The sequence below is a fragment of the Gemmatimonadales bacterium genome, assembly GCA_036265815.1.
Lineage (GTDB): Bacteria > Gemmatimonadota > Gemmatimonadetes > Gemmatimonadales > GWC2-71-9 > CAVVWJ01.
In genome coordinates, this window is sequence record DATAOI010000088.1 from 1 (window position 1) to 25498 (window position 25498).

At 69.8% G+C, this 25498-nt stretch carries 27 protein-coding genes; 5 read left to right on the forward strand and 22 right to left on the reverse strand.

Annotated elements, in window-relative coordinates; genetic code table 11:
- The 4 genes from VHR41_17640 to VHR41_17655 all read right to left on the reverse strand — a co-directional run.
- Positions 1-254, reverse strand: a 254-nt coding sequence (locus tag VHR41_17640; GenBank protein ID HEX3236022.1) for a UvrD-helicase domain-containing protein, incomplete at its 3' end; no start/stop codon positions are given.
- Complete coding sequence (locus VHR41_17645; GenBank protein ID HEX3236023.1) at positions 251-1414, reverse strand: HAMP domain-containing sensor histidine kinase; 1164 nt, start codon at positions 1412-1414, stop codon at positions 251-253. The genes VHR41_17640 and VHR41_17645, both read right to left, overlap by 4 nt.
- Positions 1407-2687 carry a serine--tRNA ligase gene (gene serS / locus VHR41_17650; protein HEX3236024.1) on the reverse strand — a complete coding sequence of 427 codons (1281 nt, stop codon included), beginning with the start codon at positions 2685-2687 and terminating at the stop codon, positions 1407-1409. Before serS ends, VHR41_17645 begins: the two co-directional genes overlap by 8 nt.
- Before the next feature lie 6 nt (positions 2688-2693).
- Positions 2694-3248 carry a hypothetical protein gene (locus VHR41_17655; GenBank protein ID HEX3236025.1) on the reverse strand — a complete coding sequence of 185 codons (555 nt, stop codon included), beginning with the start codon at positions 3246-3248 and terminating at the stop codon, positions 2694-2696.
- A gap of 118 nt (positions 3249-3366) precedes the next feature.
- Here VHR41_17655 and VHR41_17660 point away from each other — a divergent pair, with 118 nt between their 5' ends.
- The 4 genes from VHR41_17660 (at position 3367) to VHR41_17675 (ending at position 6793) form a co-directional block, all read left to right on the forward strand.
- Positions 3367-3717 carry a roadblock/LC7 domain-containing protein gene (locus VHR41_17660; GenBank protein HEX3236026.1) on the forward strand — a complete coding sequence of 117 codons (351 nt, stop codon included), beginning with the start codon at positions 3367-3369 and terminating at the stop codon, positions 3715-3717.
- 81 nt (positions 3718-3798) lie between these two features.
- Complete coding sequence (locus VHR41_17665) at positions 3799-4818, forward strand: sugar phosphate nucleotidyltransferase (protein ID HEX3236027.1); 1020 nt, start codon at positions 3799-3801, stop codon at positions 4816-4818.
- On the forward strand, positions 4815-5987 hold the full coding sequence (locus VHR41_17670) for a putative sugar nucleotidyl transferase (GenBank protein HEX3236028.1): 1173 nt from the start codon (positions 4815-4817) through the stop codon (positions 5985-5987). The genes VHR41_17665 and VHR41_17670 overlap by 4 nt, the downstream gene beginning before the upstream one ends.
- Entirely contained in the window at positions 5984-6793 is an 810-nt protein-coding gene (locus tag VHR41_17675) for an MBL fold metallo-hydrolase (protein ID HEX3236029.1), read from the forward strand. The genes VHR41_17670 and VHR41_17675 overlap by 4 nt, the downstream gene beginning before the upstream one ends.
- A gap of 7 nt (positions 6794-6800) precedes the next feature.
- On the opposite strand, the gene VHR41_17680 is transcribed toward VHR41_17675, so the two are convergent.
- The 7 genes from VHR41_17680 to VHR41_17710 all read right to left on the reverse strand — a co-directional run bounded on the left by VHR41_17680 (position 6801) and on the right by VHR41_17710 (position 14739).
- Positions 6801-7181 (reverse strand): hypothetical protein, encoded by a 381-nt coding sequence (locus VHR41_17680; GenBank protein HEX3236030.1) that lies wholly within the window; start codon positions 7179-7181, stop codon positions 6801-6803.
- An 80-nt stretch (positions 7182-7261) separates the two neighbouring features.
- Positions 7262-7873 carry a hypothetical protein gene (locus VHR41_17685; GenBank protein ID HEX3236031.1) on the reverse strand — a complete coding sequence of 204 codons (612 nt, stop codon included), beginning with the start codon at positions 7871-7873 and terminating at the stop codon, positions 7262-7264.
- Between the two features lie 40 nt (positions 7874-7913).
- Complete coding sequence (locus tag VHR41_17690; protein HEX3236032.1) at positions 7914-10847, reverse strand: tetratricopeptide repeat protein; 2934 nt, start codon at positions 10845-10847, stop codon at positions 7914-7916.
- Positions 10840-11397 carry an ECF-type sigma factor gene (locus VHR41_17695; GenBank protein ID HEX3236033.1) on the reverse strand — a complete coding sequence of 186 codons (558 nt, stop codon included), beginning with the start codon at positions 11395-11397 and terminating at the stop codon, positions 10840-10842. Before VHR41_17695 ends, VHR41_17690 begins: the two co-directional genes overlap by 8 nt.
- 263 nt (positions 11398-11660) lie before the next feature.
- The gene (gene groL, locus VHR41_17700; GenBank protein HEX3236034.1) at positions 11661-13292 is read right to left on the reverse strand and encodes a chaperonin GroEL; all 1632 of its coding nucleotides are present in this window, start codon (positions 13290-13292) and stop codon (positions 11661-11663) included.
- A gap of 34 nt (positions 13293-13326) precedes the next feature.
- Positions 13327-13611, reverse strand: a complete 285-nt coding sequence (locus tag VHR41_17705; protein HEX3236035.1) for a co-chaperone GroES — start codon at positions 13609-13611, stop codon at positions 13327-13329.
- Between the two features lie 294 nt (positions 13612-13905).
- Positions 13906-14739 (reverse strand): DUF1207 domain-containing protein, encoded by an 834-nt coding sequence (locus VHR41_17710; protein ID HEX3236036.1) that lies wholly within the window; start codon positions 14737-14739, stop codon positions 13906-13908.
- A gap of 138 nt (positions 14740-14877) precedes the next feature.
- Between VHR41_17710 and VHR41_17715 the strand changes: the two genes are divergently transcribed.
- Positions 14878-15993, forward strand: a complete 1116-nt coding sequence (locus VHR41_17715) for a hypothetical protein (protein HEX3236037.1) — start codon at positions 14878-14880, stop codon at positions 15991-15993.
- Positions 15994-16075: 82 nt separating this feature from the next.
- On the opposite strand, the gene VHR41_17720 is transcribed toward VHR41_17715, so the two are convergent.
- The 11 genes from VHR41_17720 to mutL form a co-directional block, all read right to left on the reverse strand.
- Positions 16076-17095: a C40 family peptidase gene (locus tag VHR41_17720; GenBank protein HEX3236038.1), complete on the reverse strand. Its 1020-nt coding sequence runs from the start codon at positions 17093-17095 to the stop codon at positions 16076-16078.
- The gene (locus tag VHR41_17725; protein ID HEX3236039.1) at positions 17092-17469 is read right to left on the reverse strand and encodes a hypothetical protein; all 378 of its coding nucleotides are present in this window, start codon (positions 17467-17469) and stop codon (positions 17092-17094) included. Before VHR41_17725 ends, VHR41_17720 begins: the two co-directional genes overlap by 4 nt.
- On the reverse strand, positions 17469-17783 hold the full coding sequence (locus VHR41_17730) for a hypothetical protein (protein HEX3236040.1): 315 nt from the start codon (positions 17781-17783) through the stop codon (positions 17469-17471). The genes VHR41_17725 and VHR41_17730 overlap by 1 nt, the downstream gene beginning before the upstream one ends.
- Positions 17784-17787: 4 nt before the next feature.
- Entirely contained in the window at positions 17788-18420 is a 633-nt protein-coding gene (locus VHR41_17735) for a hypothetical protein (protein ID HEX3236041.1), read from the reverse strand.
- A gap of 68 nt (positions 18421-18488) precedes the next feature.
- Positions 18489-19412, reverse strand: coding sequence for a UbiA family prenyltransferase (locus tag VHR41_17740; protein HEX3236042.1), 924 nt, complete (start codon positions 19410-19412; stop codon positions 18489-18491).
- Positions 19406-20185 (reverse strand): type III pantothenate kinase, encoded by a 780-nt coding sequence (locus tag VHR41_17745; GenBank protein HEX3236043.1) that lies wholly within the window; start codon positions 20183-20185, stop codon positions 19406-19408. The genes VHR41_17740 and VHR41_17745 overlap by 7 nt, the downstream gene beginning before the upstream one ends.
- An 8-nt stretch (positions 20186-20193) precedes the next feature.
- On the reverse strand, positions 20194-20916 hold the full coding sequence (locus VHR41_17750) for a biotin--[acetyl-CoA-carboxylase] ligase (GenBank protein HEX3236044.1): 723 nt from the start codon (positions 20914-20916) through the stop codon (positions 20194-20196).
- Positions 20913-21722: an undecaprenyl-diphosphate phosphatase gene (locus VHR41_17755; GenBank protein ID HEX3236045.1), complete on the reverse strand. Its 810-nt coding sequence runs from the start codon at positions 21720-21722 to the stop codon at positions 20913-20915. Before VHR41_17755 ends, VHR41_17750 begins: the two co-directional genes overlap by 4 nt.
- On the reverse strand, positions 21719-22843 hold the full coding sequence (bshA, locus tag VHR41_17760; GenBank protein HEX3236046.1) for an N-acetyl-alpha-D-glucosaminyl L-malate synthase BshA: 1125 nt from the start codon (positions 22841-22843) through the stop codon (positions 21719-21721). Before bshA ends, VHR41_17755 begins: the two co-directional genes overlap by 4 nt.
- Positions 22840-23802 carry a tRNA (adenosine(37)-N6)-dimethylallyltransferase MiaA gene (miaA, locus tag VHR41_17765; protein ID HEX3236047.1) on the reverse strand — a complete coding sequence of 321 codons (963 nt, stop codon included), beginning with the start codon at positions 23800-23802 and terminating at the stop codon, positions 22840-22842. Before miaA ends, bshA begins: the two co-directional genes overlap by 4 nt.
- Positions 23789-25495 (reverse strand): DNA mismatch repair endonuclease MutL, encoded by a 1707-nt coding sequence (gene mutL / locus VHR41_17770; GenBank protein HEX3236048.1) that lies wholly within the window; start codon positions 25493-25495, stop codon positions 23789-23791. The genes miaA and mutL overlap by 14 nt, the downstream gene beginning before the upstream one ends.
- Between the last annotated feature and the right edge of the window lie 3 nt (positions 25496-25498).

A 25498-nucleotide genomic window follows, 5' to 3' on the forward strand; every position in this document is an offset into this window, starting at 1 on the left:
GGATCCCGGGCCAGCAAGCGGCCCACCCGCTCCTTCATCTCGCCCGCGGCCTTGTTGGTGAAGGTCACGGCGAAGATCCGCTCGGGCGGCACGCCGTGCCGGTCGATCAGCAGGGCGATCCGGGCGGTGAGCACCCGGGTCTTACCCGACCCGGCACCGGCCAGCACCAGGAGCGGGCCGTGGACGTGCTCCACCGCCTCGCGCTGCGCCGGGTTGAGCGCGTGCTGCAGCTCCGGTCCGGAGGTATCGATCATGCCGCCTGCGCCGCCAATGGAATGCGAATCACGAAACTGGCTCCCTTGTCCGTCTGCTCCAACGCCAATGTGCCGCGATGCGCGTCTTCCACCACGCGCCGCGACAGGGCGAGTCCGATCCCCCAGCCACCTTGCTTGCTGCTGATGCCGGGCTGAAAGATGGCGCGCCGCACCTCGCGCGCGACGCCGGGTCCATCGTCGATCACCCGGATCTCGCCCATCCCCTGCTCGGCTCCGACCCGCAGGATAATCGTGCCGCGGCGTCCCTGCAGTGCGTCGATGGCGTTCTTCACCAGCGACTCCAGCGCCCACTCGAGCAGCACCGCGTCCCCGACGACCATGGGTCCCATCCCCGGGGCCTCCAGCTTGAGCTCGATGGGGTTGGCCCGGCGCGGGAGCCGGGGCCGGAAGTAGCGGGCCACGCGGTCGGCCAGCGCGCCGAGCCCGATCGGCTCGCGCTTGGCGGGATTGCCGATCCGCTCGAACCGCTGGGCCACCCGCTCCAGCCGCTCCGCGTCTGCCGACAGGTGCTCGGCCAGATCGGGCGGTGGGGTTGCGTGGGTGCGCACCCGCTCGATCCAACCTTGCAGGCTCATGAGCGGCGTGCCCATCTGGTGCGCGGCCTCTCGCGCCATGGCGACCCAGAGCCGGTCTCGTTGGGCGGACATCGCGCTCCGGTAGGCGAAGACGGCGACCGCCACCATGATCGCGATGGTGAGACCCTGCAGCACCGCCAGCGCGGTCAGATTCCGCTGCGCCGGGAGCGGTCCGTAGTGCACCGTGCCGATTGCCTCGTCCACAATCGGTGGGTTCTGCCGGTCCAGTCGCCGCACCAGCGCCTTGATCCGCGGGTCGTCCGGTGGCGCCTCGAAGGGCAGGTTGGCCACGGCGGTGACGCGGCCGGTGCGATCGGTGACCACCAGCGGCAGGCCGAGCGCGCGCACCTGAGCGCCCAGCCGAAGCAGCGCCTCCGCCTCCGCGCCCGGCCGCGGATTGTTGAGGCCGCCGAACACGCCGGAATAAAGCCGGCTGGTGGCATAGGCGTCGGAGCGAAAATGGCGGAGCACCAGGAGCCCGGTGCCCAGACTCAGGCCGGCGAGCAGGGCCACGAGCCCTACCGCCAAGGTGGGTGCGAGCCGCTGCAGCCTGTCGCTACGCACTGGGAGCGAGGCGGTCGACGCCGAGGTACGGTCTGAGCGCCTCCGGCACCCGCACCGACCCGTCGGCCGTTTGGTTGTTCTCCAGGAGGGCGATGATAGTGCGCGGAAAGGCGACGCCCGATGCGTTGAGCGTGTGCACGAACTCCGGCTTGGCCCTTGGCTCCGGCCGGAAGCGGATGTTGGCCCGGCGGGCCTGGAAATCGGTGAAGGTGCTCGAGCTCGAGGCCTCGAGCCACCCGCCCACGCCGGCGGCCCAGACCTCCAGATCGTAGGTTCGGGCGCTGGCGAAGCCGGTGTCCCCGGTGGCAAGCTCGAGCACCCGGTACGGGAGCCCCAGTCGCTGGAGCACGGTCTCGGCGTGTCCGGTCATGAGCTCGTGCTGCGCGGCCGAGTCGGCGGGCCGGGCAAAGCGCACCAGCTCGACCTTGTCGAACTGGTGTACCCGGATGAGGCCGCGGGTGTCCTTACCATGAGCCCCGGCCTCCCGCCGGAAGCAGGGAGTCCAGGCCACGTAGCCGCGGGGCAGATCGGCGGCCTCGAGGATCTCGTCCCGATGAACATTGGTGACGGGAACTTCGGCCGTGGGAATGAGGAAGAGATCGTCCGCCGGGGCGGCGTAGAGATCTTCCTCGAACTTGGGCAGCTGGCCGGTGCCAGTGAGCGAGGCGCGGTTCACCAGATAGGGCGGCGCGATCTCGATGTACCCGTGCTCCCGGGTATGGAGATCGAGCATGAACCCGGCAAGCGCGCGGACAAGGCGAGCCCCCATCCCGCGAAAGAGGGGGAAGCCCGAGCCGGTCAGTTTGGCGCCGGCCGGCATGTCGAGGATGCCCAGCGTCTGGCCCAGCTCCCAGTGCGGCTTGGGCTCGAAGTCGAGTCGGGGTGGCTCGCCCCAGGTGCGCAGCACCCGGTTGGCCGAGGCATCGCCAGTGGGGACGAGCTCGGAGGGAAAGTTGGGCAGCGCGATGGCACGCTCATCCAGCGCGCTCTCGATGTCGCGCAGCCGCCCATCGAGCGTCTTCACCTCCTCACCGGACGCCTTGAGCTGAGCCATCAGCTCGTCGGCGGGCTGCTTGTCCCGTTTCCGCCGCGCCACTTCCTCGGTTGCCACGTTGCGCTCGGCCTTGAGCGTCTCCACCCGGAGCAACATTTCGCGGCGCTGGCGGTCCAGCTCCAGGATGGCATCGACCGCGACGCTCAGGGCGGGGTCGCGCCGCAGCAGGCTCGCGCGGCTCCCATCGGGATCCTGGCGCAGTCGCTTGAGGTCGATCACGGACGATCAGTTGCCCGGGAGACCGGGCTTGAGGCCCTTGTAGCCGCAGTTCCGGTCGACCAGCACCTTGAACGTGATGCTCTTGTTGTCCAGGTCGAGGACCTCCAACTTGCCGTAGAGCGGAACCCCCAGCGAGGTGCAGACCACCCGGGAGCGCAGCATGAAGCGTTGCCCTATACTCACCGGCACCGCTGAATCGGTGACGTATCCGTTGCTCTGCGCCTCGGTTATTCCGTCGAAGCTCTCGCTGCGGGCCTGCAGCCCGGGGTTGGCCGTGGTGCCCGAGACCAGCCCGAGCGCCGCCCGCGGCAGGAACACTTTCTGGCTGTCCGGGCCCTGCACGTTGTAGGCGAACTCGAAGTCGGGCGTCTGGTCGACCCGCACGGCGCTGTCCACGACCGAGTAGGCGCTTGGCGTGCTGATCGGCGTGCCCACCAGGGCGCCGATCGTCACGGTGTGCACCGCATTCTCGATGGTCGGGTCGGGGAGGCTGTTCGCGTCACTGCACCCGGCGGCGAGCGCCAGCGACAGCAGGAGCGTTTGGAGACGGAGTCTGTGCATGTGAGCGGGAACGTTAAGGGCCGGAGAGAGAGCGGTCAACCTCAAACCATTTCTTGACTTCGCCTGATGCGGTCCCTACGTTGCGCACCATTCCCCGATCCGGAGGTGCGCACACCCGATGAGCGGTCTTGGAGCGGTGGTTCAGCGCCTCGCCGCGCGAGACGGAGTGAGCGGCGTGCTGCTGCTCAGCGGCGACGGCCTTCCGATCGAGCAGTCCGCCGGACCGTTCGAGCCGGAGACGCTTGCCGCGCTCGCCGCCACACTCGGGCAGCACGCGGGACGGCTGGGCGCCGGCGCCTCGCTCGGGGAGCTGAGCACGGGCGTGCTCGAGTTCCAGGGCGGCCTGCTGCTGGTGGCTCGGGTCGGGACCGGCGACTGGCTGGCCGTCCTCGCGTCGCCCGAGGCGGACATCGGACCTCTGCTCTTCGATCTGCGGCAGCATCGCCCGTCGCTCGCGGCGCTGCTCTAACTTCCGGCCCATCGTGATCGCCTTCCGCAGGTTGCTCGCTTGGGCACTCTGGCGCGGGGCCCTCCACCCGTGAGGTGGGCCGTGCTCCTCGCCGGAGGCTCGGGCACCCGCTTCTGGCCTCTCAGCACTCCACGGCAGCCCAAGCAGTTGCTCCCGCTCGCCGGGTCGATCTCGAGCGCGGAGGAGTCGGTCGAGCGACTCACCGGATTGATTCCGCGGGATCGGATCCTGGTGGTCGCCGGCGAGGGGCTGGCGGCCCGGCTGCAGCAGCTGCTGAAGCTCTCATCCACCAACCTGCTGGTCGAGCCACGCGCGGCTTCGACCGCCCCCGCGCTCATCTGGGCCACTTACGAGGCGCAGCGGCGCGACCCCGATGCCGAAGTGCTCTCGCTCCATGCCGACTGGGCGGTGGGCGACGCGGCCGCGTTCCGCCGGGTGGCCGACACCGCGCTCACGGCTGCCCGGCGGCACGACCGCCTTGTGAGCGTCGGGGTGGTGCCGTCCCGTCCCGAGACCGGCTACGGCTATCTGGTACCCGGAGTTCCGCTGGACGAGACCGCGCGCACGGTCGCGCGGTTTTCCGAGAAGCCGGACGCGGCAACGGCGCTCGATCTAATGGCCGCCGGCGCCCTGTGGAACAGCGGCCTCTTCGCCTGGACTGCCCGGCGCCTGCTCGACGAGGTGGCCCGGCACACGCCTGAGGTGGCGCCCGCCCTTCCCGCGCTCTTCGCCGGCGACGTGCCGAAGTTCTTCCGGGAGGTGACGCCGATCTCGATCGACGTCGGACTGCTGGAGCGGAGCGACGCGGTGGCCGTAGTCAGCGGCGCCTTTGCCTGGGACGACGTCGGGACCTGGCAGGCGCTGGCGCGGGTCCGGCCCAAGGACCCGAACGGAAACGTGGTCGTGGGCGAGGCGGTGCTGCACGATTCCCACGACTGCATCGTGTGGTCCGACCGCGAGCCGATCGTCCTGAGCGGCGTGCAGGAGCTGATCGTGGTGCACGCCAACGGGCGGATCCTGGTGATGGCGGCCGAGCGCGCGGCGGAGATGAAGCAGCTGCTCGAGGCGTTGCCGCCCTCGGTGCGTGACGTGGAGTCGTGACTCAGCTTTATCTGCTCGAGCCGGAGCCCGCAAACGCGGCGTGGGCTCCCTTCGCCGGGGTGCGGCCGGTCAGCGAGCTCAGGGCCGGCGCCTGGCGGATCCGCGAGCGCTGGGAGGCCGCCCTGGACGCGGACGCGGCGGCGATTCTCGGCAGTCACGTCGACGGCTTTCACGACGGTGACGCGCCTCCGGTCCGGGCTGTGGGTCCCATCGACGGGCCCGCCGTCGTGGGGCTCTCCCGATTCGCGCCGACCGGCGCTCGGGTAGTCCCCGGCGATCAGCATCGGCGGCTCGTCCACCAGGCGAGCACGGTGGGCTGGATCGTTCCCTCCGGCGAGCGGTGGGAGGGCCCGTCAGAGAAGGGGCCAGCGCTGGAGATCGAGGGAATGCTGTTGCACGGCGCGTACGACCTGGTCACCGCGCTCGAGCAATTGCTCCCGGGCGATTGCGCCGATTTCCGCGCCGCTCCTGCTGGACCGGTGCCGGAAGGCAGCCTGGTCCTGGGTGAGCCAGCCGACGTCCGCTGCCGGGAGGCGCTGGTGGAGCCCGGCGTCCTGTTCGACGTGCGCCAGGGCCCGGTGGTTCTGGAGTCCGGCTCGGAAGTCCGCCACGGAGCGCGGCTCGAGGGTCCGCTCTATGTCGGCGCGGGGACGCGGATCCTGGGTGGTGCCGTCCGCGGCTCGTCGTTCGGTCCGCACTGCCGGGCGCACGGCGAAATCTCCGCCAGCGTGTTCCTGGGATACGGCAACAAGAGCCACGAGGGCTTCCTGGGGCACAGTGTGGTGGGACAATGGGTGAATCTCGGCGCCGGTACGACGACGTCGAACCTCAAGAACACCTACGGCTCAGTGCGGCTGGAGGCGGGCGGGACCAGGATCGAGACCGGCCGGATCAACCTGGGCACGCTCTTCGGTGACCACGTCAAGACGGCCATCGGCACCCTGCTCGCCACCGGCACGGTGGTCGCTGCCGGAGCCAACGTGTTCGGCGGCCGGAACCCACCGAAGTACGTGCCCCCATTCGCCTGGGGAAGTGGTGGGGAGGAGCGGATGACGGAAGAGGGATTTCTCCTGGTCGCCGAGCGGGTGCTGGCCCGCCGCAACGTGGCTTTTTCCGCGGAGCGGCGCGAGTCGCTGCGGCGGATGTTCGCGCGGGGAATCGGCCGATGATGACGCTGTATGTCCTCGGCTCCGGCTCCCGGGGCAACTGCTGCGCCGTCGAGTCCGATGGCAAGGCGCTGCTGATCGATGCCGGCTTCAGCGCCCGCGAGATCGAACGGCGGGCCGAGCAAGCGGGGCTGGCGCTCGAGCGGGTCTCCGGCATCGCCCTCACCCACGAACATGGCGACCATGCCTGCGGTGCCGCCCGTCTGGCGCAGCGGCTCGGCGTTCCGGTGCTGACCGCGCCCGGCACCTGGGCCCGCCTGGTCGGAGAGATGGGGGACACCGGGCATCGGCCGATCGGGCTCACGGCTCGCGCCGAGCTGGGCCCCTTCGTGGTCGAGGCCTGCCCTACCAGCCACGATGCCGCCGAGCCGCTTGCCATCGTGGTCCGCGCCGGAGACGGGGCATCGATCGGGGTCGCCTACGACCTCGGTCGTCCGACGGCCGCCGTCCGCTACCTGTTGCGGGACGTGACGGCCATCGTGCTGGAAGCCAATCACGACGAAGTGCAGCTGCGGACCAGTGGCTACCCGCCCGTGGTGCAGCGGCGCATTGCCGGATCGGGTGGCCATCTCTCGAACCGGGCCGCCGCCGAGCTGCTCGCCGAGCTGCACCACCCGGGACTCGGGGTGATCGTGCTGGCCCACCTGAGCCAGCGCTGCAACAGCGCGGCCGAGGCGCGGGCCACGGTGGCGCCGATGCTGCATCGTCTCGGATTCGGCGGGGCGCTCCATGTGGCCGACCAGGACGCGCCGCTACCGCCGATTACGGTGCTGGCGCCAGGCCGAGTGCAGCTCCGCCTGTCGCTCTAGCCGTTGCTCAAGAGGGGGATGTGTCGGGGTCGGGTGGAACGGGAACGGTGTCGGGCCGCGGAGTCGGGGGACCCACCAGCTGGAAATCGACCGGGTCCTGGAGGTCGCCGCCGGAGAGCGTGAGATTCTTGCCCTTCAGCTTGAGCTTGTAGTTGACCCACTCGCCGCCCAGGGCGAGCGCCAAACTGTCACCCACGACGCGCCAGCGGACCGTCTCGGTGCCGTAGCTCGCGCTGCTGTCCGGGCGCACGATCACGATGCGGGGACCTTCCTTCTTCTGATCCTGCTTGAGATCGAACTTCCACGTGCCGAGGATCGTCGCCTGCTGAGCGTTGGCGAGGCCCGGCGCCAGCAGCAACGTCCCCATCACGATCCAACCGAACCTCACGATGTCCTCCCGAGATGACGGAATCCGCCGCTCCTCACGCGCGAGTGTAGTCTAACCGCGGATTCCGTGCCGACCAACCGTCACCGTCCCAGGGGGAAGCCGAACCCGATCGCAAGGTGGACATCGTTCTGCGTCTTCTTGTCGGCCTCGAGTGTGGTCTCGTCGATTCGAGTGCCGTAGATGTAGTCGTCGGCCGCCACGTAGAAGCTGAGCACGCTGCCCAGGCGGAAGCCGAGCGTCGCTCCGCCCACGCCGCCGATGTCGTCCTTGTCGTCCGCTCCCTGGTAGGCATCTCCGCTGCGCCGGACGTAACTGCCGCCGCCGCTCAGGCTGAACCAGACCGGCGAGGTTAGGGGCAGGATGTAGTAAGTGGCTCGCAGCGATCCGAACAGGAGATTGGCGTTGCTCTTGACCTGCTGGCCAGTGGCGAGGTCGAGCTTGAGGTCGCTGGGCACGTAGGTCACGCTCGTGAGAATCCCAAAGCGCGGGCTCACGGCCACGCCGAGCCGGCCGCCGACGGCGAGCCCGACCTCCTGCTTGAACTCGTCACCATTGGCCGCCTTGAGCAGCTCGGACGTGGGGATGTACACGCCGATGGTCGGCGAGATCGAGACCTTCTGGGCGCTCACGACGCTCGGCAGCGAGGCAGTCGTCAGCAGGATGGCGAGGACAGGCGAAGCGGAACGGAGCATCGTGGTCTCCTGGAATCGTTCGTGATGAACAGGCCGACGATCATCGCCGGCTGCTCCCTCGGTGGTGGAGCGCGCGCTCCACCTCCGCCATCAGCACGGGCTGGGTACGCCGCTGCGGCTCCATGATCGCGCGCGCGGCGAGCATGGAGGCTTCCGCCTCGCGGCGCCGGCCTAGCGCGAGGAGGCACTCTCCCACCCCAAGCTGGGCCTCTGCCGTCCTGTAGTTGTCGGGCCCGAGCTTTCGGGTACTCTCCTCCAAAGCGCCTTGCAGGATCCCCAGTGCCTCCTTGGCCTCCCCGAGCTGGACCAGACTCCGACCGAGGCCGATGGCCGCGTGCACCCGGAAGGGGTCGGTGTCGGGGTTGTCGGGCTCGAGGCGGGCCAGCGCCTCCCGGAACAACGTCGCCGCCTCCTGGAATCGCCCGCTCTCCCGCAGCGCCCGGCCCAGGTGTACCTCCACCGCCAAGGTGTTCCGGTGTCCTTCGCCTGAGACGCGGCGGTTCAGGGCCAGCACCCGGCGGAGAATCGACGCCGCGCTGTCCGGGCGACCTTGCATGCGGAGCACCGAGGCGAGCTCGTTCAGGTCGTACCCGACGTAGGTGTGCTCCGGGCCGAAGGTCGCCTCGTCGATTGCCAGCGCCTGGCGGAGCAGCCGCTCGGACTCGGCGAAATCCCCCCGCTCCCGCACGATCACCGCCAGGTTCCCCAGGTTCGTGCTGACCTCCACGTGGTGCTCGCCGAGCCGGCGTCGGTTGATGGCCAGCGCCTGGCGGAGCAGCGTTTCCGCCTCCTCCATCCTGGGCGTCGCCTTCTGCAGCAGGTCCGACAGTCCGTTGAGGGTGGCCGCCACCATGGGATGGTCCTCTCCCAGCGTGCGCCGCTGGGCCGCGAGGGCCCGGCGGTAGAGGCTCTCCGCCACCGGGATCCGACCCAGCCGCCGCTCGGTCAGTGCCAGGTGGAACATCGTTTTGGCCGCGAGCGGGTGGCTTGCTCCCAGCAGCCGCTCCTGCACGGCGAGGGCGTCCCGATAGAGCGGTGCCGCCTCCGCGTCGGCCCCTCGGTCAGTGAGTACTTCCGCCAGCATCCGCTTGCTGTCCGCAGTAGCCAGGGAGCTATCGCCGTGGATGGCGCGTTGAATGGCCAGCGCCTCGCGTGCCAGCGCCTCGGCGCTGGCGAACTCGTTCCGCTCCCGGCGCACCTCCGACAGGTGCTCCAGGCTCGCGGCGGTGGCCGTGTCCTGGGTGCCGAGCAGGGCGCGGTGGAGGGTCACGGCCTGGCTCAGCAGCGAATCGGCCTCGTCGAGCCGCCCCTGGTGGTCGCGTACCTCTCCCAGCTGGTCGATGATCGCCGCGGTGGCGACGTGCCGGTCGCCCGTGATCGCCCGCTGCTCCGACAGCGCGGCGGCGAGCTGGATGGCCGCATCGTCGTAGAGACCGAGGTTGGTGTAGACCCGACCCAGGGAGCTTCGGAGCCGCGCGCGAACCACGGGTTGCCCGGCGAGCGAGGTGTCGAGCCGGGCCGCGCCGCGGTCGAGGAGCCCGCGGGCCGAGCTCGCGGCTGCGCTGGTGTCGCCGGGGAGAAACGGATCCGACGCGCCGAAGACCGTCAACAGATACTGCTCCACCGCGTGCGCCGTCTGGGTCTCCCCCTCTGCCAGCGCGCGGAGACGGTGCTCCCGCACCGTCGCGAACACCATCCCCGCAGCGATGGCGCCCGCTACCGCAAGTGACGCGCGGTGGCGACGGGTAAACTTGGCGGCACGATATCGGAGCGAGTCAGGACGCGCGCTGACCGGCTCGTCCGCAAGGTATCGCCGCAGGTCATCGGCGAATGCGGCCACCGTGGGATAACGCTCCCCGGGATCCTTCTTGATCGCCCTGGCCACGATGTTGTCCAGGTCGCCAAGGTAGAGCCGTCGCAGCCGCTCGGGAGTGCTGCCGCGCGCCTGAGCCTGCCCGCGGCAGGCCTCCCGCTCGCCGGCACCGGCCGGCCACACTGCGGCGCTCAGGCGGCGGGGCTCGGTCTCGGTGATCGCCCGGAGATGGTCGGCGGGCGAGCGGCAGGCATCTCCGGTCGGGTGCCGTCCGGAGAGGAGCTGATACAGCAGGACGCCGAGGGCGTAGACGTCGGTCGCGGTGGTCACCGGATCGCCGCGCACCTGCTCGGGTGCGGCGTACTCCGGGGTGAGCGCGAGGCCGCCCTGCTCGGTGAGGAGACTGCGGTCCGCGGGGGCGGCGTCCTCCGCCAGCAGCTTGGCAATCCCGAAGTCGAGCAGCTTGACCGTGCCGTCGGGGGTCACGAGGATGTTGGACGGCTTGATGTCCCGGTGGACGATCAGGTTCGCGTGCGCGTGGCCCACCGCCGCGAGCACGTCCAGGAACAGTCCGATCCGACCAGCCGGCGGGAGACGCAGGGTGTCGCAGTGCCGGTCGATCCGCTCGCCCTCGACCCGCTCCAGCACGAGATAGGGTTGGCCGGCCCCGGTGAGTCCCGCGTCCAGCAGCCGCGCGATGTTGGGATGATTGACTCGCGCGAGGAGCGTTCCCTCGCGCCGGAAGCGCTCGGCGCCCACCGGGTCGAGCAGCGCGAGGTTCAACAGCTTGACGGCGGCGGTCCCCTCGAAGCGTCCGTCGCTGCGGCGGGCCAGCCATACGGTTCCCATCCCGCCTCGGCCGAGGGGCTGCTCGATGGTGTAGCCGCCGAGCCGCATGCCCGCGAGGGCGGCCGGCGGCCGATCCCCATGGCCGATGGGCCCCCGGGCCAGGAAGCCGGAGCGGTCGAGCTCGCCCTCGGCAGCGAACAGCCGCTCCAGCTCCGCCGCGTGCTCTGGCTCGCGTTCGCGGAGCTCGGACAGCCAGACGGCCCGCTCGGCGGGGTCCAGGTCCAACGCCTGTTCGAGCAGCCGCTCCAGTGCGGCGATCAGGGCCGGGGTGGCGCGGGTCATCAGGTCCACCCGACCGGATGCCTCAGGCATCCTGCATGGTCCGGTGCAGGAGCAGTCGTGCCTTGCGCCAGTCGCGCTGCATGGTGCGCTCCGACACGTTCCGAAGCGCCGCGAGCTCCCCCAGGGAGAAACCGCAGAAGAAGTGCAGATCCACCAATTGCGCCAGCGCGGGGTCGACGCCGGCGAGGGTGTGGAGTGCGCCGTCGAGCTGCTCCAGCTCCTCCGGTCGCACCTCGTTGGATGCCAGGTCGGCGCCCGAGGACGTGATCTGGAATTCGCCGCCTCGCTTCTTGGCCTGCCGACGACGCGCGTAGTCGAGCATCAGTCCGCGCATCGCCCGCGCCGCATAGGCCAGGAACTGCCCCCGGCTGGCGAAGGCAACCCCCTCCCGACCGGAGATGTTCAGGTAAGCCTCGTGCAGGAGGGTCGTGGTCCCGAGGGTGAGATCCGAGCCGCCCTGATGGAGCTGGCGCTCGGCGATCCGGTGCAGCTCGTGGTAGAGCGCCGCGAAGAGCTGGTCCGCAGCGGTCCCATCCCCGGCCTCCGCAGTCTGGATGAGCCGACCGATCGACTGATCCACCACTGAGGTCCTCGCCTGGCCGGAGCGATTGGAAGGGAAGGATTCCGGCAGAACATATGGCGCGACGAGGGACTCGTCAAAGTCCGTGGGGATCGATAGACCGCCAGCCGCGCGCGGCACCGGGGAACGGTGCAATACATGGCACTCGGTGGCCTCGGCGGTGAAGCCCAACCGGTGTGGTGGCATGATGCACTCGTGGCAAGGGGAAAAAGAACGCCCCGGGAGTCATCCCGGGGCATTCGCTCACACGACTGCGGCGGTGCTTAGTACATCCCGCCCATGCCGCCGCCCGGAGGACCCGCCGGGGCCGGCTTCTCTTCCTTCCTCTCCACCACCACGCACTCCGTGGTGAGGAGCAGGCCCGCGATCGACGCGGCGTTCTGCAGCGCCGTGCGGGTGACCTTGGTCGGGTCGATGACGCCCGACTTCACCAGGTCCTCGTAGTTGTCGGTCTGGGCGTTGTAGCCGAAGTTCTTGTCCTTCGACTCCTTCACCTTGGCCACCACGATCGAGCCCTCGGCGCCCGCGTTCTGGGCGATGGCCCGGATGGGCTCCTCCAGCGCGCGCCGCACGATCTCGACGCCGATCTTCTCGTCCTCGGTGCCCTTGAGCCGGTCGAGCGCGGACTGCGCCCGGAGGAGCGCCACGCCGCCGCCGGGAACGATGCCCTCTTCCACGGCCGCGCGGGTGGCGTGGAGCGCGTCCTCCACCCGAGCCTTCTTCTCCTTCATCTCGGTCTCGGTGGCCGCGCCGACGTTGATCACCGCCACGCCGCCGGACAGCTTGGCCAGCCGCTCCTGCAGCTTCTCCCGGTCGTAGTCGCTGGTGCTCTTGTCGATGGCCGCCTTGATCTCGTTGATCCGGCCCTTGATGTCGTCGGCCTTGCCCCGGCCATCGACCACGGTGGTGTTGTCCTTGTCCACCACGATCCGCTTGGCCCGGCCCAGATCGTTGAGGGTGGCGTTCTCCAGCTTGAAGCCGACTTCCTCGGAGATCACCTGGCCGCCGGTGAGTACCGCGATGTCGCGGAGCATCTCCTTGCGGCGGTCACCGAAGCCCGGGGCCTTGACGGCCGCGACCTTGAGGGTGCCGCGGAGCTTGTTGACCACCAGGGTGGCCAGCGCCTCGCCCTCCACGTCCTCGGCGATGATGAGCAGTGGGCGGCCGCTCTGGGCCACCTTCTCCAGCACCGGGAGCAGCTCCTTCATCGAGGAGATTTTCTTGTCGTGGATCAGGATGTAACCGTCGTCGACCACGGCCTCCATCTTCTCCGGATCGGTGACGAAGTAGGGCGACAGATAGCCCCGGTCGAACTGCATGCCGTCGACCGTCTCCAGCGTGGTCTCCAGGCCCTTGGCCTCCTCGACCGTGATGACGCCGTCCTTGCCCACCTTCTCCATGGCGTCGGCGATCAGGTTGCCGATCTCCTTGTCGTTGTTGGCGGAGATGCTGCCGACCTGGGCGATTTCCTTCTTGCCGGCCGAGGGGACGGAGAGCGTGCGCAGCTGCTCGACGATGGCCTCCACGGCCCGGTCGATGCCGCGCTTCAGCTCCATCGGGTTGGCGCCGGCGGTGACGTTCTTGAGGCCCTCGCGGTAGATCGCCTGGGCCAGCACGGTGGCGGTGGTGGTGCCGTCGCCGGCCAGATCGGACGTCTTGGTGGCGACCTCCTTCACCATCTGGGCACCCATGTTCTCGATCGGGTCGTTGAGCTCGATCTCCTTGGCGACGGTGACGCCGTCCTTGGTGATCGTGGGCGAGCCGAATTTCTTGTCGATGACGACATTGCGGCCCTTGGGACCGAGGGTGACCTTGACCGCCTCGGCCAGCGCATCAACGCCCTTCTTGAGGCGGGCGCGGGCATCGGTATTGAAGAGAAGCTCTTTTGCTGCCATCTGTCGGATCTCCTAGGGTTGGTGCGAGCTGGAATCAGCCGAGCTTGGCGAGGACGTCGGACGCCTTGATGATGACGTACTCGTCGCCTTCGTAGGTGTAGGGCGTGCCGCTGTACTTCCCGTAGATGACCTGATCGCCGACCTTGAGCTCCATCGGCACGCGGTCACCCTTCTCGACCCGGCCCGGTCCCACGGCCAGCACTTCACCCTGGGTGGGCTTCTCCTTGGCGGTATCGGGGATGTACAGCCCGCCGCGCATGGCCTCGGCCTCGTCGGCCGGCAGGATCACGACCCGATCCTCCAGGGGCTGAATCTTCAGGGCGGGCTTGCTCTTCGTCGCAGTCGCCATCGTGCTTCCTCCACAGCTGGAGCTGGATAGATGTTAGGTAAGACATTGCGGCGCCAATCGCTTAGCACTCAAGATTGTAGAGTGCTAACAAGCTTGTGGCAAAGATAAGACTTCGCTCTCGTCTGTCAAGCGCCGAGTCCCCCGCCCGCGAAGCAATCGAGAGACCGTCAAACCGGGTCATTTTGGCGGAAGATCGAGCGAGCGCCGCGCCGATCCGCGCGCAGCGGCAGGTGGCAGGTCAGAGCGACAGGAGTCGAGGGTGAGTTACAGGTCGAACCGCAGCTCGGCGCCGATGTAGCGGCTTTCCTTCCGAAAGAACTGGCGCTGGGTGGAGAGCCCGTCGTGGGCGATGAGGGCGATCCCGAGCTCCCGCCCATCCGACACCAGCGCAATGCCCAGCTTGGCCGACGTACTTACCCGCCAGTCGGTGGCCGCCGCACCCTCGAAATAGACGCCACCCACCGGCCGAACCTGCCCGCCGAGCAGGGTCCCGACCGGCCGGCTCCGAAAATCCACCGCGAGCGCCGCGCCGGGCCGGGGAAGCCGGAGCTGATCGATCAGCGCGTAGCTGAGCTCGCCGGTCAGGCGCCACGGGCCGGCACGCCAGCTGGCCCAGCCCGCCGCGACTTCCCGGGTCCAGTCGAGCCGGGTGGCATCGAACCGGTCGCGGTACTCATCGCCCAGGTGGCTGCTCTCGTGGTACACCTCGGCCGTCAGCTCCCAGCGTCCCAGCGCGGCCGTCGTGTTGAGGCCTACCACCCAGTCGTTGCTGATCTGGGCGCTCTTGGAGTCACCCAGGCTGAACCGGCCGTACACCTGCGACCCGAACCCGAGGGTGATCGGCCGAGGTCCACGCCGGAGCGCCAGCACCGGGAAATTCTCGCCCAGCCCCACCTCGGCCTCCGCCTCCCGACCGAACTGACTGTCGCCCTTGCGAGCGGAGAAGAGGCGTCCCACCAGACCGTGCACCCTGGGCGATGCCTCGGGCAGCTCGAAGCTCGGCACCCGGGGGAAGAGCCGCGCCTGCGCGGCCAACGGAGCTCCCGAAGCGAGGAGAAGCAGGAGCGCCCCCGCCACCCGCGTATGCATGCTTGACATTGCCTTCTCGCATCAAGAAGTTCCGCGCGGGCCAACGGCAGTTCGGTTGTCTCGGTCGGGCGGGGAAAGTTGCCCGACCGGTGAAAGCGGCGCAATGTCGCTTGGATCTTGACTACCTTGTCGCGGAGTGCTGCATAAATGTTGTGGAGCACGTTTCTCCTCGCCTCGATGCTGTCCGGGCCGGTGCGGCCGCATCCGGCGCCCACTGTCCTCGTGGCCGTCGACTCCTCCAAGCACGAGCTGACGATCACGGCCGGCCCGTTCGATCTCCCCAATATGCCGCCGATGACCGGCAACAACATGATGGATCACGGCATGTCGCACGACACGCCGGTGCAGCACTTCGCCTGGCCGGTGGAGGGCTGGTTCCGCGGCTACCGGGTCGACCTGGTGAACGCCAAGGGGCAGCCGGTGCCGAAGCACGTCATGCACCATCTCATCATGGTCAACTTCAGCCGGCGGCAACTGGTCTACTCGGCCGCCGAGCGGCTGATGGGCGCCGGCACCGAGACCGATGACGAGGTCAGCGTGCCCAAGACCATCGGCGTGCCGATGAGGCCGGGGATGAAGCTGGGCATGTACGTCGCCTGGCACAACGACACCGGCAAGGACCTCGATGGCGTCTTTCTCAAGCTGACCATGCTGTGGACCCCCAAGAACCAGAACCCGCGGCCGGTGAATTCGCTGCCGATCTACATGGATGTGAACCTGACCGTCGGAGGCAGCAACACGTTCGACGTGCCACCCGGCAAGTCCACCAAGTCGTTCGAGTTCACCCTTCCGGTCGGAGGGCGGCTCCTGGGCGTGGGCGGTCACATGCACGACTACGGCGTGCGGGTACGGCTGGAGGACGCGGAAACCGGGAAGGTCATCACCCAGGTGGTCGCGACCCGCGATTCGGCCGGGCATGTGAGCAAGGTGAGCCGCAAGCTCTACGGGGTCAGCGGAGACGGGCTGCCGCTCAAGGCCAACCACCGGTACCGCGTGGTCGGCGAGTACGACAACCCCACCGGCGAGACGCTGATCAAGGGCGCCATGGCGCATATGGTGGGGCTGTTCGTACCGGACGACATGAGCGAGTGGCCGTCGATCAATCCCCAGGATCCCACCTACCAGCGCGATCTCGCGTCGCTGCAGGTCAGAGGAGACATGGTGGGGATGGAGCACGGCGAGCATGGAGGGACGGAGCACGAGTCGATGAACATGCCGCATCCGGCCGGCGACAATCACGAGGCGCACGCGCCCCATCAGTAGCCGGATTTCCGGCGGACCGAGGGGGCGTGCTTTCGAAACATGCCCCCTCTGCTTTTCCCCAGCGGCTTGCACCGGCCGGCCGTTACTGCAGGATCCGCCGCACCCCCACCCAGCGATGGTACCACCACCGGCCGTACGGATCGTCGGCGCTCAACGTGCTGAGCTGCACGCCGCGCGTCGCGCTATGGATGAAACGCCCCTCGCCGACGTAAAGACCCACATGGGTGACCGCACGACCGGTGTTGGAAAAGGTGAGCACATCGCCAGGAAGCAGCTTGGCTGGATCCCTGGACACTTCCCTGCCCTCGCGCGCCTGGTCCACGCTCCGGCGCGGGAGGGCGACACCGTGTTGGCCGTAGGCGTACTGAATGAGCCCGGAGCAGTCGAACCCGCTCCCGCCGGCGCCGGTGCCACCCCACTGATAGGGGCGCCCCATCACCTCGCTCGCCGTCGCGACCACCGACTTGGCCAGGCGAGCCGCGTCGCCGCTTCGTGAGCCGTCCTCTGAGGATGAGGGCGCCGGTGGGCTAACTGACTCGCGGGCACCTGGGGAGGAGACGGCTCCCGGCTGCCCCGGTAGTGGCGCCCGGCGCTTCCCGCCGAACCGGATGGTGAGCCCGGCGGTGAGCTCGGGCCCTTCCCTGGAGTCGAGCGTCATCGCACGCCAGCGGGCTTCCGCGCCAAGCGTGAGAAAAGACGCCGGAAACAGCTCGTAGCCCGCCCCTGCCGACCAGGACGCCCAGGCCTTGGAGAACGAGTTGTCCTCTGGTGAGCCCATTCCCACGCCGACTCCCGCGATGACATAGGGGCCTGGCCGCCCGCCGCGGAACGCGCTGACATCGGCGCCCAATCCGGCAAAACCGCCCCGGCCTCCGCCCGTCCGTCCCAGGTAGTCCGCGTGACCGGCGATGCCGAAGACGCTTCCCACCGGCCGGCTCAGCCCGGCGCGATACACGGTCCATCCATCACCCTCGAAGAAATGCCCGACCTGGCCTTCGAAGGCCTGGGCCGCGGCTTGTGCCGCGATGCTCATCAGACTGGCGAGGACAAGGGCGAGCTTCCGGAGTCCACCGCCGAGCCGCGAGGGAGCCGGCGGCGTCATGGGCGCTCCCGAACCGGGTGCCCGGTGCGGAGGTTGACCAGATAGGCATCGCCCGGGTGGCAGCGGTCGGAGAGCGTAGCGCGGATGGTGGAGTCGTTGACCATGGTCGGCGTGGTACCGGTGTAGAGCAGCGGTACCGGGATGCGCGAGGCGCCGCGCCGGATCTCGAGCGTCCGGTCGACGCAGTGGGTCCCGTCCCGGGCGGTCGAGCTCCGGGCCAGCGTGAACCAGACCTCGACACCGCCCGGAGCCCTGGCGACGAGCGAATCCTGCGGCACCGGCGCGGCCGCCTCCCGCCGGGCAGGAGCCTCGGGCCGACGGCCACAGGCAAGCCCCGCGGCGAGCAGCAGGATAGAAGCCCTCCCGGTGTGCATCAGTCTCCCGGCTCCGACGGCGGCGAGCCCACGGTTGGGAGCACGAACTCCGTGGTATCCGGCGTCCCATCCTCCCTGACCGCGAGCACCTGCCGGACCTCGGGTGACTGGCGGAGGTATCCCAGCCAGACGATGAGTGCCGCGAAGCCGGCGACCGCCCCGCAGAGCGCCGTCACGGCGAGCCCCTTGATCGGGTCCGCCAGCTTCATGGCGATGAGCGCCCCGCCGACCGCCCCGAAAAACGAAGCTGCCCACGCCAGGAACGGCGTGAGCAGCCAACCGAAGATCCGGAAGAGGAGCCGCAACCAGCGCATGAGGTCAGGCGCGCTGCATCCCCAGGCTGGTGATGGCCGTGGCCAGCGCGAGCCCGGGAAGGAAGGCGACCCCGAACGTCGCCAGCGTCCAGTGCGCGCCGGGAAAGCCCAGGAGGATCGCCGCGACGGCAGCCACGATTCCCAAAACCAGCGCCGTGCCGAACCCGGCCGGTGCCGAGACTCGGCCATTCCGCGCGGCCTGGTTGGCGAGGATCCAGGCGCCCATCCAGGGCAGGAAGGTGCCCACCATCCACCAGACCGGGTGATACCACCACATGGCCCCGCCACCGATCTCCCACCATCGGTTGCTGTAGGTCCCGATGTTCTGCAGCAGCGCGACGTCGATCAGCAGGAAGACCACAGAGGCACCAAGGCCGATCCCGGCAGCGCCCGCGATGCCTTCGATGGTGCGTGCGTGGGTCCACAGGCCGGGAAGCTGGGTGACGGCATAGAGTCCGGCGAGGAGAATGACTGCCTGGGCGGCCGTCTCGAACGGGCCGTGGGGCAGAAAGCGGGAGACCAGCGAGAACACCAGGACCACGACCGCTTCGAGCAGGCCAAGCTTCACGGCACCCCGCACGATCGACGGGATGTCGGTGACGTCGTAATCCGCAGGGAGGTCCATCGCCGGGTGCATGACGGCTCCATGGAGGGGGTTAGGGCCCCAAGTATACTGGCCCGCGGGCAGTGAGGCCAAGGGCCCGGTCAGGTGCCCCAGGCCCCGACCACCACCGCGTCGGTCACAGCCCAGGCGCCCAGTGCGAGGTACATCCCCCGCTGGTGCTGGGCCGGATTCATCCTTGTATAGCGCATGCGCCAAGGGAGCAACACCGCCACCCAGGCCGTGAAGGCGAGCGCCAGACCGGCCCAGCGCCAGAGATCCTGGCCCGTGGCTCGCCAGCCGGCGCGGACGCCCGCCGCCGCGAACACGAGAAACGCCAAGAGCGCGGTCACCAGCGCCGCGTCGAGGCTCCGGCGCACCCCCAGGACGCAGGCGAGCGTGCGGTCGCCCCGGCGGGTGTCTTCCTCTAATTGATAGATCTGGGTGAGCGGATAGAGCGAGGCGAAGAGGGGACAGAACGCGAGCAGGACCAGCGCGCCTGCTGGGGTCACCGTCCGGCCGGTGGCCGCCCACCCGGCGTACGGCGTCAGGGTGCCGAATCCCCACATGTTGATGAGCCAATCCGCCCCAGCCACGGCCTTGAGACGGAACGGCGGCACGGAATAGAGCACCGAGAGCACGAAGCAGAGGGCATACGCCAGCACGAAGCCCAAGGGCAGGACGAAGGCCACGATCTGACCGGCCGCCAGGAGCGCCAGGCTCCATGCGGCCAGCCGGCGGGGCGGCGGCGGCGGACGCCTGAGATAGGCGACATCTCCCTCGTCGCGGTCGAAGGCGCTGTTGAGCGCCAGGGTACCGCCGTTGAGACAGATCACCCAGAGCACGAGACCAAGTCCCGCGGGTCCGATCCGCTGCCCCACGACGGCGCCCGCCACTCCGACCGCGAGGAGATAGCCGACGGCCGTGTGCGCCGCCATGATCGGCCACTCGGCGGGACGCAGGTGGAGGAGGTAGTCGAGCCGGGGTCCGAGAAGGCGGTACCCCGCCGCCCGGCCGGAGCTCACCATTGCAGCCCGAGGTAGCCCGCCGCGATCCGAAGGCCGCGCAACGTGAGGTCGGGGTCGCTGTGCTCGATGCTGGTGGTGAGCGGTGCGACCACCGGGGCGAGTCCACCGGTCGCGACCACGCCGGGCCGCTGGCCGCCCGGCCACTCAGCGCGGATCCGGCGCACCAGTCCGTCGATCGCGTCTGCCGTGCCGAACAGCACGCCGGCCTGAATGCACTCCTCGGTGCGGCGGCCGATCACCCGTGCCGGTGCCGTGAGTTCGGTAGCCGGCAACTTGGCCGTCCGGCGGGTGAGCTGGTCTGCCGCGGTGCGGAGACCCGGCATGATCACCCCACCCAGGAAGCGCCCCTCCGCGGTCACGCAGTCGAATGTCGTGGCGGTGCCGAAGTCCACCACGATGGTGTCCGCGCGATAGATCTCGATCGCCGCCAGTGCATTGACGATCCGGTCGGCGCCGACGCTGAGCGGCTCGTCGACGTCGAGGGTCACCGGAAGCGGAGAGCGCGCGTCCACCGCAACCCCGGTGCACCCAGTGGACTTGGCGACGCCCTGGATGACGCTCTGGGTGACCGCCGGCGCCACCGACGCGAAGCAGACGGCGCGGACCTCGTTGGGCGAGCGGCCGGCCTGGATGAGGAAGTCGCCGGTGGCGATGCTCCACTCGTCCGGCGTGCGATCGGGATTGGTGGTGAGCCGCCAGTGGCCCTCCAGCTCGCCACCGCGGAAGAGGCCGAGGGTGATCTCGGTGTTGCCTATGTCGAGGGTCAGGAGCATGGACGAAGTTACGGCGGCGAGAGGGAGTCGGCCAATTCGATGGTCCCGGCGCGGACCGCGGTGGTGGCCCCGGCCGCAAGGCGCACCAACAGCGCGCCGTCCGCCGAAAGGCCGGCGGCCACGCCGGCGGCGGGAGCGCGGAGTGGTCTCCCGTGCAGCCAGTCGCGGAGGCGAAAGCGGTCCCGCTCGTCCGTCGTCAACGGCCCCGCGTCGGGGTCGATCCGTCGGAGCGTCGCCAAGAGCGGCGCCACCAGGTCCTCGGACGTGACGCCGGGCAGCACCGAGCCGAGCCTGGTGGCGACGGCACGAAGCGAGGTCGGCGTCTCGTTCGCCACGTTGAGTCCCAGTCCGGCCACCACCCAGCCCGGCGCATTCCCCTGCCACCGTGCTTCGCACAGCACGCCGCCCAGCTTCCGGTCGCCGAGCATGAGATCGTTGGGCCACTTGAGCCCGACCGGTGGCGCGCCGAGCTGCTCGAGGGCTTCTGCCACGGCCAGGCCGATCCTGAGGCTCAGCAACTCGAGTCCCGCGGGTGCCCCTGGACGGTAGAGCAGGCTGAGCCAGAGTCCCCCGCGGCGCGACACCCAGCTTCGCCCGCGCGAGCCCCGCCCACCGGTCTGCTCCCGGGCCACCACGGCCGCCCCGGCGGACGCCCCCGCCTCGGCCAGCTCGTGCAGCACATCCATGGTCGAGCCGACCCGGTCCAGCGTGAGCAACGCCGGGTCGCTCACCGCAGCAGCACCAGGAGCAGCGCGCCCAGCGCGATGCGATACCAGGCGCACGCGCCGAAGCTGTGGTGCGAGACGTAGGCGAGGAACGCCTTCACCACCACGATCGCCGACACGAACGCGACGACGAATCCCACGGCAAAGGCCGGGGCATCCGCGGCCGTGAGCGCGGTCCAGCTCTTGTGCAGGTCGTAGAGCGTGGCCGCGGACATGACGGGGATGGAGAGAAAGAAGGAGAACTCGGTCGCCGCCGTGCGGGAGAGCCCGAGCGCGTAGCCGCCCATGATGGTCGCGCCGGACCGCGAGGTTCCGGGGATGAGCGACAGCACCTGCGCGAGCCCCACGCCGAGCGCCGTGCCCGGAGGCACGGCCCCGACCACGTCGATGCGAGTCGGCGGACACCACCGCTCGATCAGCAGAATGACGAGCCCGCCGACGATCAGCGCGCCGGCCACGACGCCGGGGTTGAACAGATGCGCCTTGATCCAGTCGTGCGCCACGAAACCCACCAGCGCGGCCGGGAGAAAGGCGATGACCAGGTTGGCGAGAAACCGGCGGCTGGCGGGCTCGCGCCCGGCCGCGATCACGGCATGGCTGAGCCGGGCGCGATAGAGCCACACGATGGCCAGGATGGCCCCAAGCTGAATGAAGATGTCGAAGGTCTTGGCCCGCTCGTCGACCTCGCCCAGCCAGCGGCTCACCACGATCAGATGCCCGGTGGACGAGACCGGGATGAATTCGGTGATCCCCTCGACCAGCCCGAGTAGCGCGGCCTTGCCGAGGACACCCGCCTCGGCACCGGGGCTCACGAGACGACCTCCTGGTAAAGCGCCTCGTACATCGGCACCACCCGATCCGCCGAGAACTCCTGCGCCTTGCCGATGGCCGCCACGCGCATCGCGGCATGGCGTACCGGGTCGCGGAGAAGCTCGACGGCCCGCCGACCCATCGCCTCGACCGACCCGACCGGCTCCAGGATCCCGTTCACTCCGTCGTCCACCACCTCGGGCAATCCGCCGGCGCGGCTGGCGACCACCGGCGAGCCGCAGGCCATCGCCTCCAGCGCCGCCAGCCCGAACGATTCGGTTTGGGATGGGAGCACGAAGAGATCGCTCACCTGCAGCAGCGAGGCCACCGAGTCGAGCCGGCCGAGGAAGCGCACGTCGGGCGAGACATTGAGCTCGCGGGCCTCGTTCTCGGCGTCCACCCGCTCGGGGCCGTCCCCGATCATGACCAGGGTCGCCGGCATGGCGCGGCGGATGCGCGCGAACACCCGGACCACGTCCTTGACCCGCTTCACCTCCCGGAAGTTGGAGACGTGGGTGATGAGCTTGTGGTCGCCCGGCGCGAGACCGCTCCGCCCGCCGCTCTCCCCTGGCCGGTACTCCTGCAGGTTCACGAAGTTGGGGATCACCCGAATGTTGCAGCTCACGCAGCCGAAGGCGCGGTAGGTCTCGTCCCGCAGATAGGAAGAGACCGCGGTGACCTCGTCCGACTGCTCGATGGAGAACTTGGTGATCGCATAAAAGCTCGACTCCTGCCCTACCAGGGTGATATCGGTGCCATGGAGCGTGGTGATCACCCGGAGCGGACGCTCGCGGGCGAGCATCTGGCGCGCGAGATAGGCGGTCGTAGCGTGGGGAATGGCGTAGTGGACGTGGAGCAGCTCGAGATCCTCCGCCACCACCACCTCGTGCTGCTTGGAGGCGAGCGCCAGGGTGTAGGGGAAGTGATCGAACAGGGGATACCGCCCCATGCGGGTCTCCACCTGATGGAAGAAGACCCGCTCGGAGTAGCCCCGCAGCCTGAACGGCGCGTCGTAGGTGATGAAGTGGACCTCGTGGCCCCGGCGCGCCAGCGCCAGACCCAGCTCGGTGGCCACGGCGCCCGAGCCGCCGTAGGTGGGATAGCAGGTGATGCCCAGTTTCATGGTGCCCGCACGGTATGGGTCCGGGGAGCCGGCACCGGGCCGGCGTCCCTACTCCAGGCGTCCGCAATGTCCTGCGCGACCTTCTCCGGGTTGCGCGTGGCGTCCAGGGTGAGCGCCGCGCCACCGAGCTGGTGGCGGAACCAGGTCTGCTGCCGCTTGGCGTACTGCCGGGTGCTCACGGCGATGGCGCCGGACACCGACCCGCGCGTCCGGCTGCCGTGCAGGTACTCCACCGCCTCACGGAGTCCGATCCCGTCGAGCCCCGGCGCCCCCGGCGGGTGCCCTTCGGCGAGCACCGCGGCCACCTCCTCGATCAGCCCCCGGCGCACCATCTCCTCGGCGCGGCGGGCGATCCGCTGGTGCAGCACCGGCCGGGGCACGGTGAGGACGATGTACCACGGGTCGAGAACACCCTGCGCCCGGGCCACGCGCTGCCAGTGGGAGAGCGGGTAGCCGCTGAGCAGCGCGACTTCGATGGCCCGCGCCGCCCGCTGGCGTCCGCCGCCTTGAAACCCGGGATCGAGCCGGCCGGCCCAACGGAGCAGCTCGAGTCCCTCCAGACGCGCGGTCCACGCGTCCAAAGCCCGGCGCCGCGCCAGATCGAGCGGCGGCTCCCGAAAGAGCCCTTCCGCCAGCGCCCGCACGTAGAGACCGGTGCCCCCGACCACTACCGGGAGCCGCCCGCGTGCGCGAATATCGGCGACCCATCCCTCGGCGTCACGGGCGAAATGCCCGGCGCTGTAGCGTGCGCCCGGGTCCACCACGTCGAGACCGTGGTGCGGCACCCGGCTCCGTTCCCTCCGGGTGGGCTTGGCCGTGCCGATGTCGAGCCGCCGGTAGATCTGACGCGAGTCCGCCGACACCACCTCCAGTGGCCAGTGCGCGGCGAGCGCCAGCGCGACGGCGGTCTTCCCCACCGCCGTCGGGCCGACCAGCACCGGGACCCTAGCGGCGGCCAAACCGGCGCTCCAGCTCCTCACGCGGCAACTGGACGATCGTCGCGCGGCCATGCACGTCATGGGGCGGCAGATCGGTCGCGAAGAGTCGCAGCAGCAGCTCGCGCATCTCCTCTTGTTCCAGGTGCTCACCGGCTTTCACGGCGGCCCGGCACGCGAAGGTGGCGGCGAAGCGTTCCAGCCGGTTGGCCCAGCCGCCGAACCGGCCGCGGGCCAGGTCGGCCACCAGCTCCTGGAAGCAGGCGCCCGCGTCGAATCGCGGGTGGGGCGACGGCACCGCGTGGAGCACGACCGAGCGGCCGCCAAACGCTTCCGCCTCGAAGCCCACGCGCTGGAGCTCGGCCGCGTGCAGCTCCACGGCCTCGAGCTCCTCGTCGGTGAGCTCCAGCGTGAGGGGAAGCAGGAGTCGCTGTGCCGGCGCGCCCACCCCGCTCAACTGGGCCAGCACGGCCTCGTAGAGCACCCGCTCGTGGGCCGAGTGCTGGTCGACGATGACCAGACCCTCCGGTGCCTGATAGACGATGTACGTCTCGAACATCTGCAGCAGCGGCGCCTGGAATCCGCCGCCGCCGCTCGCGGGCGACGACTCGTCGTCCGGCGCGGCGAAGAGCTCGGGCACCAGCTCGCCCATCTCCGTCCCGCCGCGATCCGGAGGCAGATGGGCAACCCCCGCGAGGGGGCGCCAGTCGCCCATCGGTGCCGCAGCCACCAGCGCCCCCAGCGCGTGGCGCACGGCCTCCTCCACCACGCGCTCCACTCCAATCCGGTCGCGGAAGCGGACCTCGAGCTTGGCCGGATGGACGTTCACGTCCACGTCCTCGGGAGCGACCTCGATCCGGAGATAGATCGAGGGCCGGTCACCCGGATGGATGGCGGAGCGGTAGCCTGCCTCCGCGGCGCGAACGAGGAACGGATCCCTGAATGGACGGCCGTTCACGAAGAGCTGCGTGCGGCGGCCGGTGGGCTGGGCGTCGCCTGGACGCTGGACGAAGCCCTCCACCCGAAAAGCCCCTGCCGCGTAGGACACCGGAACCAGTGTCCCCGCGATGTCCCGGCCCCAGATTGAGGCGAGCCGCTCGGCTGGGGATTGATCGGGCGGCACCGCCAGCCGTGTGGTGCCATCCGCCTCCAGCTCGAACGCCACGCCCGGATGCGCCAGCGCGAGGGTGGCCAGCGCGTCGTGCGCGGCCCGGGTCTCGCTCGCCGCCGAGCGGAGGAACTTCCGGCGAGCCGGCGTATTGAAGAAGAGAGAGCGTACCGTGACCGTGGTGCCCCGCTGCCGCACGGCGTCGGCCACCCGGTCGAGCCGCCCGCCGGTGACGCTGAGCTCGGTGCCGAGCCCGTCGCCGTCGGCGGTCAGGAGTGAAAAGCGGGAGACCGACGCGATCGCCGGGAGCGCCTCGCCGCGGAAGCCGAAGGTGGCGACGCCGACCAGGTCCGCCACGCTCCGCACCTTGCTGGTGGCGTGCCGGTCGATGGCGAGCACGGCATCCTCGCGGCTCATTCCGGCGCCATCGTCACCCACCTGCATGAGGGTCTTACCGCCGTTCTCCAGCTCCACCCGAACGTGCCGGGCGCCGGCGTCGAGCGCGTTCTCCACCAGCTCCTTCACGGCGGACGCGGGGCGCTCGACCACCTCACCCGCGGCGATCTGGTCGGCCACGGCGTCAGGAAGGATGGCGATGCGGCGGGCCATGGC

Bases quoted from the DNA above. Each gene is read 5' to 3' on its own strand.
- groL (HEX3236034.1), bottom strand. From the start codon at position 13,292: ATGGCAGCAAAAGAGCTTCTCTTCAATACCGATGCCCGCGCCCGCCTC.
- VHR41_17690 (HEX3236032.1), bottom strand. From the start codon at position 10,847: ATGCCTGAGGCATCCGGTCGGGTGGACCTGATGACCCGCGCCACCCCG.
- VHR41_17660 (HEX3236026.1), top strand. From the start codon at position 3,367: ATGAGCGGTCTTGGAGCGGTGGTTCAGCGCCTCGCCGCGCGAGACGGA.
- VHR41_17715 (HEX3236037.1), top strand. From the start codon at position 14,878: ATGTTGTGGAGCACGTTTCTCCTCGCCTCGATGCTGTCCGGGCCGGTG.
- VHR41_17730 (HEX3236040.1), bottom strand. From the start codon at position 17,783: ATGCGCTGGTTGCGGCTCCTCTTCCGGATCTTCGGTTGGCTGCTCACG.
- VHR41_17745 (HEX3236043.1), bottom strand. From the start codon at position 20,185: ATGCTCCTGACCCTCGACATAGGCAACACCGAGATCACCCTCGGCCTC.
- bshA (HEX3236046.1), bottom strand. From the start codon at position 22,843: ATGAAACTGGGCATCACCTGCTATCCCACCTACGGCGGCTCGGGCGCC.
- VHR41_17740 (HEX3236042.1), bottom strand. From the start codon at position 19,412: ATGGTGAGCTCCGGCCGGGCGGCGGGGTACCGCCTTCTCGGACCCCGG.
- VHR41_17685 (HEX3236031.1), bottom strand. From the start codon at position 7,873: ATGCTCCGTTCCGCTTCGCCTGTCCTCGCCATCCTGCTGACGACTGCC.
- VHR41_17655 (HEX3236025.1), bottom strand. From the start codon at position 3,248: ATGCACAGACTCCGTCTCCAAACGCTCCTGCTGTCGCTGGCGCTCGCC.
- VHR41_17725 (HEX3236039.1), bottom strand. From the start codon at position 17,469: ATGCACACCGGGAGGGCTTCTATCCTGCTGCTCGCCGCGGGGCTTGCC.
- VHR41_17720 (HEX3236038.1), bottom strand. From the start codon at position 17,095: ATGACGCCGCCGGCTCCCTCGCGGCTCGGCGGTGGACTCCGGAAGCTC.
- mutL (HEX3236048.1), bottom strand. From the start codon at position 25,495: ATGGCCCGCCGCATCGCCATCCTTCCTGACGCCGTGGCCGACCAGATC.
- VHR41_17735 (HEX3236041.1), bottom strand. From the start codon at position 18,420: ATGCACCCGGCGATGGACCTCCCTGCGGATTACGACGTCACCGACATC.
- VHR41_17675 (HEX3236029.1), top strand. From the start codon at position 5,984: ATGATGACGCTGTATGTCCTCGGCTCCGGCTCCCGGGGCAACTGCTGC.
- VHR41_17710 (HEX3236036.1), bottom strand. From the start codon at position 14,739: ATGTCAAGCATGCATACGCGGGTGGCGGGGGCGCTCCTGCTTCTCCTC.